The organism is Pseudomonas fluvialis (assembly GCF_002835605.1).
Lineage (GTDB): Bacteria > Pseudomonadota > Gammaproteobacteria > Pseudomonadales > Pseudomonadaceae > Aquipseudomonas > Aquipseudomonas fluvialis.
Genome location: NZ_PIYS01000010.1, coordinates 1 through 11,757 on the forward strand (window position 1 = coordinate 1; position 11,757 = coordinate 11,757).

General features: G+C 54.6%; 6 protein-coding genes, 2 tRNA genes, 3 rRNA genes and 1 pseudogene. 8 read left to right on the forward strand and 4 right to left on the reverse strand.

The features are described 5' to 3' along the window. Positions 1-169: 169 nt before the first annotated feature. The 5 genes from CW360_RS06835 to rrf all read left to right on the forward strand — a co-directional run bounded on the left by CW360_RS06835 (position 170) and on the right by rrf (position 5,333). A 16S ribosomal RNA gene (locus CW360_RS06835) occupies positions 170-1,706 on the forward strand. Positions 1,707-1,795: 89 nt separating this feature from the next. After that, positions 1,796-1,872 (forward strand) — tRNA-Ile (locus CW360_RS06840). A gap of 6 nt (positions 1,873-1,878) precedes the next feature. After that, positions 1,879-1,954, forward strand: a tRNA-Ala gene (locus CW360_RS06845). Between the two features lie 241 nt (positions 1,955-2,195). After that, positions 2,196-5,087, forward strand: a 23S ribosomal RNA gene (locus CW360_RS06850). A gap of 130 nt (positions 5,088-5,217) precedes the next feature. Beyond that, positions 5,218-5,333 (forward strand): 5S ribosomal RNA (gene rrf / locus CW360_RS06855). The 16S, 23S and 5S rRNA genes sit together here with 2 tRNA genes alongside, the layout of an rRNA operon. Positions 5,334-5,484: 151 nt before the next feature. On the opposite strand, the gene queD is transcribed toward rrf, so the two are convergent. Together queD and CW360_RS06865 are read right to left on the reverse strand one after the other, a co-directional pair. Continuing rightward, entirely contained in the window at positions 5,485-5,841 is a 357-nt protein-coding gene (queD, locus tag CW360_RS06860) for a 6-carboxytetrahydropterin synthase QueD (protein WP_093987241.1), read from the reverse strand. 45 nt (positions 5,842-5,886) lie between these two features. Further along, positions 5,887-6,966 carry a patatin-like phospholipase domain-containing protein gene (locus CW360_RS06865; protein WP_093987242.1) on the reverse strand — a complete coding sequence of 360 codons (1,080 nt, stop codon included), beginning with the start codon at positions 6,964-6,966 and terminating at the stop codon, positions 5,887-5,889. A 139-nt stretch (positions 6,967-7,105) separates the two neighbouring features. On the opposite strand from CW360_RS06865, the gene CW360_RS06870 reads away from it, so the two are divergent. From CW360_RS06870 to CW360_RS06880, 3 genes are read left to right on the forward strand one after another with little or no spacing between them, the layout of a single operon-like run. After that, positions 7,106-7,414, forward strand: coding sequence for a PepSY domain-containing protein (locus CW360_RS06870; RefSeq protein ID WP_093987243.1), 309 nt, complete (start codon positions 7,106-7,108; stop codon positions 7,412-7,414). After that, positions 7,414-8,082 (forward strand): response regulator transcription factor, encoded by a 669-nt coding sequence (locus CW360_RS06875; protein ID WP_101193188.1) that lies wholly within the window; start codon positions 7,414-7,416, stop codon positions 8,080-8,082. The genes CW360_RS06870 and CW360_RS06875 overlap by 1 nt, the downstream gene beginning before the upstream one ends. Continuing rightward, positions 8,079-9,398 (forward strand): ATP-binding protein, encoded by a 1,320-nt coding sequence (locus tag CW360_RS06880; protein WP_101193189.1) that lies wholly within the window; start codon positions 8,079-8,081, stop codon positions 9,396-9,398. Before CW360_RS06875 ends, CW360_RS06880 begins: the two co-directional genes overlap by 4 nt. A gap of 6 nt (positions 9,399-9,404) precedes the next feature. On the opposite strand, the gene CW360_RS17290 is transcribed toward CW360_RS06880, so the two are convergent. After that, positions 9,405-10,160 carry a methyl-accepting chemotaxis protein gene (locus tag CW360_RS17290; RefSeq protein ID WP_425439750.1) on the reverse strand — a complete coding sequence of 252 codons (756 nt, stop codon included), beginning with the start codon at positions 10,158-10,160 and terminating at the stop codon, positions 9,405-9,407. 102 nt (positions 10,161-10,262) lie between these two features. Beyond that, a pseudogene (locus CW360_RS17295) lies at positions 10,263-11,549 on the reverse strand (methyl-accepting chemotaxis protein); the annotation flags it as partial. Positions 11,550-11,757 lie beyond the last annotated feature (208 nt).

Sequence of the window (11,757 nt, forward strand, 5' to 3'; positions counted from 1 at the left end):
CTTGATCGAAACGCTCTTTAACAAATTGAATCAAGCAATTCGTGTGGGTGCTTGTGGAGTAAGACTGATGTCGCAAGATTATCAGTATCACAAGTAACACTCGTGAATTCGAGAGTTTTTTGCGATTGCTGAGCCAAGTTTAGGGTTTTCTCAAAACCCAATCAGTATTGAACTGAAGAGTTTGATCATGGCTCAGATTGAACGCTGGCGGCAGGCCTAACACATGCAAGTCGAGCGGATGAGGGGAGCTTGCTCCTTGATTCAGCGGCGGACGGGTGAGTAATGCCTAGGAATCTGCCTGGTAGTGGGGGATAACGTTCCGAAAGGAACGCTAATACCGCATACGTCCTACGGGAGAAAGCAGGGGACCTTCGGGCCTTGCGCTATCAGATGAGCCTAGGTCGGATTAGCTAGTTGGTGAGGTAATGGCTCACCAAGGCGACGATCCGTAACTGGTCTGAGAGGATGATCAGTCACACTGGAACTGAGACACGGTCCAGACTCCTACGGGAGGCAGCAGTGGGGAATATTGGACAATGGGCGAAAGCCTGATCCAGCCATGCCGCGTGTGTGAAGAAGGTCTTCGGATTGTAAAGCACTTTAAGTTGGGAGGAAGGGCAGTAAGTTAATACCTTGCTGTTTTGACGTTACCAACAGAATAAGCACCGGCTAACTTCGTGCCAGCAGCCGCGGTAATACGAAGGGTGCAAGCGTTAATCGGAATTACTGGGCGTAAAGCGCGCGTAGGTGGTTTTGTAAGTTGGAGGTGAAATCCCCGGGCTCAACCTGGGAACTGCCTCCAAAACTGCATGACTAGAGTACGGTAGAGGGTAGTGGAATTTCCTGTGTAGCGGTGAAATGCGTAGATATAGGAAGGAACACCAGTGGCGAAGGCGACTACCTGGACTGATACTGACACTGAGGTGCGAAAGCGTGGGGAGCAAACAGGATTAGATACCCTGGTAGTCCACGCCGTAAACGATGTCAACTAGCCGTTGGGTACCTTGAGTACTTAGTGGCGCAGCTAACGCATTAAGTTGACCGCCTGGGGAGTACGGCCGCAAGGTTAAAACTCAAATGAATTGACGGGGGCCCGCACAAGCGGTGGAGCATGTGGTTTAATTCGAAGCAACGCGAAGAACCTTACCTGGCCTTGACATGCTGAGAACTTTCCAGAGATGGATTGGTGCCTTCGGGAACTCAGACACAGGTGCTGCATGGCTGTCGTCAGCTCGTGTCGTGAGATGTTGGGTTAAGTCCCGTAACGAGCGCAACCCTTGTCCTTAGTTACCAGCACGTTATGGTGGGCACTCTAAGGAGACTGCCGGTGACAAACCGGAGGAAGGTGGGGATGACGTCAAGTCATCATGGCCCTTACGGCCAGGGCTACACACGTGCTACAATGGTCGGTACAAAGGGTTGCCAAGCCGCGAGGTGGAGCTAATCCCATAAAACCGATCGTAGTCCGGATCGCAGTCTGCAACTCGACTGCGTGAAGTCGGAATCGCTAGTAATCGTGAATCAGAATGTCACGGTGAATACGTTCCCGGGCCTTGTACACACCGCCCGTCACACCATGGGAGTGGGTTGCTCCAGAAGTAGCTAGTCTAACCTTCGGGGGGACGGTTACCACGGAGTGATTCATGACTGGGGTGAAGTCGTAACAAGGTAGCCGTAGGGGAACCTGCGGCTGGATCACCTCCTTAATCGAAGACACAGCTTCTTCATAAGTTCCCACACGAATTGCTTGATTCACTTGCGAAAAGCGATTGGGTTTAGACCCGAGAGTACGATTGGGTCTGTAGCTCAGTTGGTTAGAGCGCACCCCTGATAAGGGTGAGGTCGGCAGTTCGAATCTGCCCAGACCCACCAATCGAAGGGGCCATAGCTCAGCTGGGAGAGCGCCTGCTTTGCACGCAGGAGGTCAGGAGTTCGATCCTCCTTGGCTCCACCATTTACTCTAATCGCTGAAAGCTCAGAACTGAGCATCTGGTCTTAATGGCTTGGATGTTGAGTTCTGGACTTTGCGCCAGAACTGTTCTTTAAAAATTTGGGTATGTGATAGAAGTAGACCGATGTGTTGCTTTCACTGGCAGCATGTCGAGTCAAGGTAAAATTTGCGTGTTCTCTATGCAAATTTTCGGCGAATGTCGTCTTCACGTTATAGACAGTAACCAGATTGCTTGGGGTTATATGGTCAAGTGAAGAAGCGCATACGGTGGATGCCTTGGCAGTCAGAGGCGATGAAAGACGTGGTAGCCTGCGAAAAGCTTCGGGGAGTCGGCAAACAGACTTTGATCCGGAGATCTCTGAATGGGGGAACCCACCTGACATAAGTCAGGTATCACACACTGAATCCATAGGTGTGTGAGGCGAACCAGGGGAACTGAAACATCTAAGTACCCTGAGGAAAAGAAATCAACCGAGATTCCCTTAGTAGTGGCGAGCGAACGGGGACTAGCCCTTAAGCTTCTTTGACTTTAATAGAACGCTCTGGAAAGTGCGGCCATAGTGGGTGATAGCCCCGTATATGAAAGGGTCTTAGAAGTGAAATCGAGTAGGACGGGGCACGAGAAACCTTGTCTGAATATGGGGGGACCATCCTCCAAGGCTAAATACTACTGACTGACCGATAGTGAACCAGTACCGTGAGGGAAAGGCGAAAAGAACCCCGGAGAGGGGAGTGAAATAGAACCTGAAACCGTATGCGTACAAGCAGTGGGAGCCTACTTTGTTAGGTGACTGCGTACCTTTTGTATAATGGGTCAGCGACTTATATTCAGTGGCAAGCTTAACCGAATAGGGGAGGCGTAGCGAAAGCGAGTCTTAATAGGGCGTTTAGTCGCTGGGTATAGACCCGAAACCGGGCGATCTATCCATGGGCAGGTTGAAGGTTAGGTAACACTGACTGGAGGACCGAACCGACTACCGTTGAAAAGTTAGCGGATGACCTGTGGATCGGAGTGAAAGGCTAATCAAGCTCGGAGATAGCTGGTTCTCCTCGAAAGCTATTTAGGTAGCGCCTCATGTATCACTGCTGGGGGTAGAGCACTGTTTCGGCTAGGGGGTCATCCCGACTTACCAAACCGATGCAAACTCCGAATACCAGCAAGTGCCGAGCATGGGAGACACACGGCGGGTGCTAACGTCCGTCGTGAAAAGGGAAACAACCCAGACCGTCAGCTAAGGTCCCAAAGTTATGGTTAAGTGGGAAACGATGTGGGAAGGCTTAGACAGCTAGGAGGTTGGCTTAGAAGCAGCCATCCTTTAAAGAAAGCGTAATAGCTCACTAGTCGAGTCGGCCTGCGCGGAAGATGTAACGGGGCTCAAACCATACACCGAAGCTACGGGTGTCACGTAAGTGACGCGGTAGAGGAGCGTTCTGTAAGCCTGTGAAGGTGAGTTGAGAAGCTTGCTGGAGGTATCAGAAGTGCGAATGCTGACATGAGTAACGACAATGGGAGTGAAAAACTCCCACGCCGAAAGACCAAGGGTTCCTGCGCAACGTTAATCGACGCAGGGTTAGTCGGTCCCTAAGGCGAGGCTGAAAAGCGTAGTCGATGGGAAACGGGTTAATATTCCCGTACTTCTAGTTACTGCGATGGGGGGACGGAGAAGGCTAGGCCAGCACGGCGTTGGTTGTCCGTGTTTAAGGTGGTAGGCTGATTTCTTAGGCAAATCCGGGAAATCAAGGCCGAGAACTGATGACGAGCGTTCTTTTAGAATGCGAAGTGGTTGATGCCATGCTTCCAGGAAAAGCCTCTAAGCTTCAGGTAACTAGGAACCGTACCCCAAACCGACACAGGTGGTTGGGTAGAGAATACCAAGGCGCTTGAGAGAACTCGGGTGAAGGAACTAGGCAAAATGGCACCGTAACTTCGGGAGAAGGTGCGCTGGTGAGGGTGAAGTATTTACTACGTAAGCCCATGCCAGTCGAAGATACCAGGCCGCTGCGACTGTTTATTAAAAACACAGCACTCTGCAAACACGAAAGTGGACGTATAGGGTGTGACGCCTGCCCGGTGCCGGAAGGTTAATTGATGGGGTTAGCGCAAGCGAAGCTCTTGATCGAAGCCCCGGTAAACGGCGGCCGTAACTATAACGGTCCTAAGGTAGCGAAATTCCTTGTCGGGTAAGTTCCGACCTGCACGAATGGCGTAACGATGGCGGCGCTGTCTCCACCCGAGACTCAGTGAAATTGAAATCGCTGTGAAGATGCAGTGTATCCGCGGCTAGACGGAAAGACCCCGTGAACCTTTACTGTAGCTTTGCACTGGACTTTGAGCCTGCTTGTGTAGGATAGGTGGGAGGCTTTGAAGCGTGGACGCCAGTTCGCGTGGAGCCATCCTTGAAATACCACCCTGGCATGCTTGAGGTTCTAACTCTGGTCCGTTATCCGGATCGAGGACAGTGTATGGTGGGCAGTTTGACTGGGGCGGTCTCCTCCCAAAGAGTAACGGAGGAGTACGAAGGTGCGCTCAGACCGGTCGGAAATCGGTCGTAGAGTATAAAGGCAAAAGCGCGCTTGACTGCGAGACAGACACGTCGAGCAGGTACGAAAGTAGGTCTTAGTGATCCGGTGGTTCTGTATGGAAGGGCCATCGCTCAACGGATAAAAGGTACTCCGGGGATAACAGGCTGATACCGCCCAAGAGTTCATATCGACGGCGGTGTTTGGCACCTCGATGTCGGCTCATCACATCCTGGGGCTGAAGCCGGTCCCAAGGGTATGGCTGTTCGCCATTTAAAGTGGTACGCGAGCTGGGTTTAGAACGTCGTGAGACAGTTCGGTCCCTATCTGCCGTGGACGTTTGAGATTTGAGAGGGGCTGACCTTAGTACGAGAGGACCGGGTTGGACGAACCTCTGGTGTTCCGGTTGTCACGCCAGTGGCATTGCCGGGTAGCTACGTTCGGAAGAGATAACCGCTGAAAGCATCTAAGCGGGAAACTTGCCTCAAGATGAGATCTCACTGGAGCCTTGAGCTCCCTAAAGGGCCGTCGAAGACTACGACGTTGATAGGCTGGGTGTGTAAGCGTTGTGAGGCGTTGAGCTAACCAGTACTAATTGCCCGTGAGGCTTGACCATATAACACCCAAACAATTTGGCTGTTAGACGGTTGAAGTCGACAAACCGAAAATTTGCCTGAACACGCAATACCAAGACATCACATACCCAATTCGCTGTAGCGCCTCAAAACGATACAGCAACAAAATTGCTTGACGACCATAGAGCGTTGGAACCACCTGATCCCTTCCCGAACTCAGAAGTGAAACGACGCATCGCCGATGGTAGTGTGGGGCTTCCCCATGTGAGAGTAGGTCATCGTCAAGCACCTATACGAAACCCCAGCTTCGAAAGAGGCTGGGGTTTCTTCTTTGTGCGCGGGAAAAAGCTGCCAGGCTGACTTTCGGAAATATCCGGCCTACTAAAAAGCCACCCGTAGGTGGCTTTTTATTGTCCATAAAAGGCGGGCTTTCATCAGTCAGTCGCCGCGGTATTCACATCCACTGGTACAGGTTTCATGGATTCGCACTCTGGAAAGCTCTGGAAGTAGCGGTTTAACCTGCTGCCAGATCCACTTGGCCAGTACCTCGCTGGTTGGATTTTCCAGTCCGGGAATCTCGTTGAGGTAGTGGTGGTCAAGCTGTTCGTAAATGGGCTTGAAGATTGCCTTGATTTCCGAAAAATCGCGTATCCAGCCTGTATAAGGGTCTACATCACCTTCGATATACAGTGCGACACGGAAAGAGTGGCCATGCAGCCGGCCACACTTATGCCCAGTAGGGACGTGCGGCAAGAGATGTGCCGCTTCAAAGGTAAATTCCTTGAACAGTTCCACGGAGAATGCTCTTGTGAGTGACAAGGCTAGTTTACCAGTTTGTGCTCAGAAGGGCTGAATGTACTCTGCCAACTTGCCTCTATTGCAAAGCTCGAGAAAGTCGTCACCCAAGCGCTGGCTTTCTGCTATCGCAGAAAGCCAGTAGCGTTGTCGGGCCGCATCATTACCCTGGAATCGTTTGAAATCGCTGCGATCAGGCAGTTTGCCGAGTGGCAGACGTTTTAGATATTCCTGAGAAGGGGCAAGCAATAAAAGATTACGCAGGTTGTGCCTGTTTGCTTTGCGCCATGGCAGGCCTTTATCGAACCAGCCGGGGATGATGCGGGTGCTGAAATGTGGGTAGAGGACAATATCATTGTTGGCGTAGGGCAGGTCTAGATGATAGTCGATCAGGCCTCCGTCTCTAAAACTACCGTTGCCGACTCCGGGGATTTCGTTAATGGCTTGCATGACCAATGGGATGGAGCCAGAGGCCAGCAGAGCTTGACGGAGATTGCCCGGTGTCAGGGGATGATGGCGCGTTGCAAAGTCATGATCCGTCTTTAGCAGAGGTAGGCTGCGGGGATCATGCATCACGATGCGTTGAAAATGTTTGCTTAGGTATTGTCGATTGAGCAGGTTTGCTCCAATGACCCTGCTGAGCCCCAGTGCCAGCTTGCCTTTGTGATCATGGCTGAGCAGGCCATGGCTGTTGACCAGCAAGATATTCAAGCGATAGTGAGGATTAGCCAGTATCTGAGCTTCTCGTCCTTGCAGAAGCTGTTCGAGCATGATGCGACAGCTTTGACTGATTGACTGCATGCTTGAGCCGCGCGGGAAGTGCTGCTGTGTATACAGCTCACCTAACAAACGGATGCCTGTTGTCGGATCAGGCAGGCATGCACAAGCCATTCTCCAGGCGCCAATTGACGAACCGATCAGTTGCCGTTCGCGGGGTTGCTGGTTGAACCAATGGCCGAACAGGGCGAGATCAAGTCCTTGCAAGCCCAGTCCTTTAGGGCCTCCCGCGGCACCAGGGATGATGCCCACATCTAGCGGCTTTAGCCCCTTCTGCCTGATGTGGCTGAGTGCTTGTTGGCCTGCGCGTAGTTCCAGGCTTGCATAGGGAATATGGATGGCAACCATGGGCTCTCCTCGACGGACTGCGGATTATAAGAGCCATCCAGCGCAGGCCAAGGTGTAGTAGTGAGCTGAATAGAACATCATGCGCTGTCATTAAGATTCATTTCAGCCAGGGCTGTTATGCTGGCTTGGCAGACTCTTTATGGGAGCAACCGTGAACAAGTTAGTGCTATGTATTCTTGCCGTATCGCTCAGTGGTGCAGTCGTAGCTCGTGATATCGATCAGGATGAAGCGCTACGCCTGCGCGAAAGCGGCGCGATCCTGCCGCTGGAGCAGTTGTTGAACAGGGCGCTGCAGCGTTATCCCCTGGCGAGTCTGCTTGAAGCTGAGTTGGAGGAGGAGCACGGGCGCTTGTTGTACGAGGTAGAGTTGCTGCTGCCTTCCGGCGAAGTGCGTGAGCTGGAAATCGATGCGCGCGATGGGCGGATTCTCAAGGATGAGGTGGACTGATGCGTTTGTTGCTGGTTGAAGATCATGTGCCGCTCGCGGATGAACTATTGGCTGACTTGGGGCGTCAAGGTTATGCCGTAGACTGGTTGGCGGATGGTCGTGACGCACTCTGGCAGGGCCAGCACGAACCTTATGATCTGATTGTCCTGGATTTAGGTCTTCCGGGGATGCCTGGGCTTCAGGTATTGCGCGAGTGGCGTGCGGCTGGGTTGACGACTCCTGTACTGGTTCTTACGGCGCGTGCTTCGTGGGCGGAGCGTGTTGATGGTTTGAAAGCGGGGGCTGATGACTATCTGTGTAAACCGTTTCACCCTGAGGAGCTTGCTCTGCGCATTCAGGCGCTGTTGCGGCGAGCGCATGGCCTTGCGGTTCAGGCGCACTTGGATGTTCAAGGTGTTGTGCTTGATGAGGCTCGCCAGGCGGTCTTGCGCGGCGATGAAGTCGTTCAGTTGACGGCAGCCGAATTTCGTTTGTTGCGCTACTTCATGCTGCATCCAGGTCAATTGCTTTCCAAGAGCCAACTCAACGAGCATTTGTATGACGGTGAAAGTGAGCGTGAGTCCAACGTCATTGAGGTGCATGTCAAGCGTTTACGAGACAAGCTGGGTCGTGAACTCATCGAGACACGGCGCGGCCAGGGCTATCGCTTTCTGGGGCTGGCAAAGTGATTTCGCTGCAGCGTCGCTTGAGCATTGCCCTGGCGGGAATTCTCCTTGTGGCTGGCTTGTTGCTGATCAAAAGCAGCTTGTGGCTGTTCGACAGCGCCATGCGCCATTACTTGCAGAACGATTTGCGAGATGAGGCACAAAGCCTGCTCGGCGCAGTGCGCGAAGGGCATCTAGGGTTGCTGCTGGATGATCGGCGAATTGATCCATCTTTCCAGCGACCTTATTCGGGGCGCTATTTTCGTATTGATTTTGCTGACACCACCTGGCGATCGCGCTCGCTGTGGGATGCGCAGTTGGCGGTTGCGCAGCAGCCTGCTATGCAGCCGGAGCTTGTCGACGGACCGCAACAACAGCGTCTGCTGGTTTGGCGGGGTGATTATCAGCGCTTCGGTCAATCGCTAGTAATTACCGTGGCTCAGGACTATACCCCGGTCCTGTATAACTTGCGGCGCGTGCAATGGCTGTTTGCCGCGATCGGCGGGATGACCTTGCTGTTGGTATTGTGTCTGCAGCGCTGGGCCGTGCAGCGTGCTTTACGCCCCTTGGAGCAGGTGCGTGGCCAGGTGCGGCAGTTGCAAAAGGGGCAGCGTACCCAGTTGCACGATCAGGTCCCGGTGGAGTTGCTACCGCTTGTGCAGCAGGTCAATGACTTGTTGCGGCAGACCGAGCAAAGCTTGCAACGCTCGCGGACGGCGTTGGGTAATCTGGGCCATGCGCTGAAGACGCCACTGGCCGTGCTGTTCAACTTGCTACATCGTCAGCCGTTGGTCCAGGAGCCCATGCTGCAGGCCGAACTGCGTGAGCACCTGCAGCAGATAGAACAGCGCATGGCGCGCGAACTGGGGCGGGCACGACTGGCAGGAGATGTATTGCCGGGGGCTCATTTTGATTGTGCGGCCGAGCTACCTGCCTTGCTGGACACGCTGCGTATGGTGCATGGGCAACGGGTTCAATTGGCTTGGCAAGCCCCTCAGGGTTTGCGTGTGGCCGTTGATCGGGAGGACTTGTTAGAGCTACTGGGCAACCTGCTCGATAATGCTTGCAAATGGGCGCGACAGCGCGTCGAGTTAAGCCTGACACCGGGCGTTGATGCGCTACTGATCTGTGTGGATGATGATGGTCCAGGGATTGCCGAAGACAAGCGTGCCGAGGTGCTCGGACGAGGTAATCGACTGGACGAGCAGGTGGCAGGCCATGGTCTGGGTTTGGCCATCGTGCGGGATATTGCGGAAAGCTGGGGAGCTTCCCTGCAGCTGCTGGATAGTCCTTTAGGCGGGTTGCAGGTGCGCCTGGCCATTCCGTCGCGGCGCACCTGAAGGCCATTAGACGCGAAACTGATCCATCAAAGCCTGCTGCTGGCTGGCCAGCTGGTTCAGATCCTGGCTGACCTGTGCCGACTCACGAGCCTGCCCGCTGATGCTTTCCGTGACATCGCGGATCGACGCCACATTGCGGTTGATCTCTTCGGCTACCGAGCTTTGCTCTTCAGCGGCACTGGCAATCTGTAGGTTCATGTCGCTGATCACGGTGACGGCCTGGTTGATGCGTTGCAAGGCCGCGACAGCTTGTTCGACCTGGCCGACGCTGCCCTGTGCCTGGCGATGACTGCTGTGCATGGAGCTGACCACATCACGCGTACCACTTTGCAGCCCCTCGATGACCTGGCGTATTTCTTCAACGGAGTCCTGGGTACGCTTGGCAAGATTGCGCACCTCGTCGGCGACCACGGCAAAGCCGCGACCCGCTTCGCCCGCGCGGGCGGCTTCGATGGCCGCATTGAGCGCCAGCAGGTTGGTCTGCTCCGCTATCGAGCGGATGACTTCCAGTACGCTGCCAATTTTCTCGCTGCTGCCAGCCAAGGCTTCTACTTCCTGCATGGCATCGTTGAGTTCACAGGACAGTTGCTCAATGCTCAGTGTGGTTTTGTTAATGACCTGCATTCCTTCAGCGCAGGCCTGGTCGGCACCGCGTGCTGCATGGGCGGCCTGAGCGGCGCTTTGTGCCACATCCTGGGCTGTGGCACTCATTTCATGGAATGCCGTGGCAACCTGGTCGACTTCGCGGTACTGCTGCTGCATGCCGGCACTGGTCTGGCTGGCAATCTGGGCTGAGCGATCAGCCGTCTCGCGGGCTTGCAGTACAGTACCTTTGACTTCTGCGACGATCGGTTGCAGCTTGTCGAGGAAGCGATTGAACCAGCTGGCCAGTTCACCCAGTTCGTCGTTGCGAGGATATTGCAGACGTTGCGTCAGGTCGCCTTCGCCACTGGCGATATCGCGCAACATGGCGGCGACTCCGCGAATTGGCCGGCTGACACCTCGTGCGGTAAGCCACACCAGCAGAAGGCCAAGGAAGCCGGCTGCCAACCCAAGCAGCAGGGAAACCCAGGTGTTGCGGACAGTCAGGCTGTCCATGGATTGTTTGAGCTGAAGTGCCGGGGCAAGGAGGACAGGCTCCGGAACTTCCAGGAGAACTCCCCAACTTTGGCTGTCAGCAACCGCCTGCAAAGGCACCAGTACCTGTAACCAGCCATTCTCTTGCAGGCTGTCTTGGCGTCGGGACTGCATCAGTTCGAGCAGTGTGCGCTGTTGATTGGGGAATGCTTGTTCCAGCTTGTTGCCGAGTAAGGTGCCATCGCGGGTATGTCCAGCCAAAAGGCCTGCTGGGCTGATGATGCTGACGTGGCCTTGGCCATCGAACAGGCCGCGTTGGGCGGTCAGACTAAGTGCCTGCAAACTGGCCAGGCTGATATCTACGCCGACAACGCCGATAACCTGGCCGCTCTCCACGAGAGGGAAGGCGATACTGGTCATCAATACCTTAACGCCGTTGGTGTCATCGATATAGGGATCCAGCAGGCAAGGTTTGCGGCTGCTTAGCGGGCAGCTGTACCAGGCGTTATAAGGGGCGCCGCTCAAGCCTGGCGTGGTGTCGTTGAGCGAATCTTCTTGCATGGCGCTGAGCTCTAGCTCGCCCTGGGCATTTTGTGCCCAGTAGGGGGAGTAACGCCCCTGAGCGTTACTGCCAAGAGACTCTTGCCCGGCAAACAACGCATCTTCACCATCCAGGCCATTGTTCACGAACGCCGCATAAATGCCCAGCAGGCTGGGTTTGGCCTCCAAGGCCTGACGGATGTGTGCGGTAAGCTCCGCGCGCAATTCTGCGGATGAGGCCTGACGTTTGCCGGCCTGCTGCCGGAGCAGCAACACTTCCCTGGCGACGGCCTCGCCATAGCCATAAGCCTCGGCAAAGTAGCGTTGTACCTGCAGTGCTTCGGCTTCTCCGCGGGCGGTCAGGCGTAGTTGTGCTGCCTCCTGAAGCATCTCTGTGCTGGAGCGGCTGACCAAGCTGGCATTGCGCGAGGCCTGGGTGACAGACGCCACCACCAACAAGCTGACGATCAGTAGCAGGCACAGACCGGCTAGCAGGGTAATACGTAGCTGAATGGATAGACGGTTGAAGAGCATGGGAAGGGCCTTCTGTTCATTTACGGCTAGGGATGCTATCGGCGCGCCTCGTATAAAGCTTGAGAGGCACAGGCACCGTGTCGCCGTTCCCTGGCTCTGCAGTGAGTGTTTTCCTGCAGTTGCTGTGCCATAGATAGCATTGAATGCTGCACATCGTGTTTTTTATTTGAAACGCCTGTTTTGACAGCCTGGACAGCTTTCGGCAAAG

Coding starts and splice junctions, on each gene's coding strand:
- CW360_RS06875 (WP_101193188.1), top strand. CDS start 7,414: ATGCGTTTGTTGCTGGTTGAAGATCATGTGCCGCTCGCGGATGAACTA.
- CW360_RS17290 (WP_425439750.1), bottom strand. CDS start 10,160: ATGCAGCAGCAGTACCGCGAAGTCGACCAGGTTGCCACGGCATTCCAT.
- CW360_RS06865 (WP_093987242.1), bottom strand. CDS start 6,966: ATGGTTGCCATCCATATTCCCTATGCAAGCCTGGAACTACGCGCAGGC.
- CW360_RS06870 (WP_093987243.1), top strand. CDS start 7,106: ATGGGAGCAACCGTGAACAAGTTAGTGCTATGTATTCTTGCCGTATCG.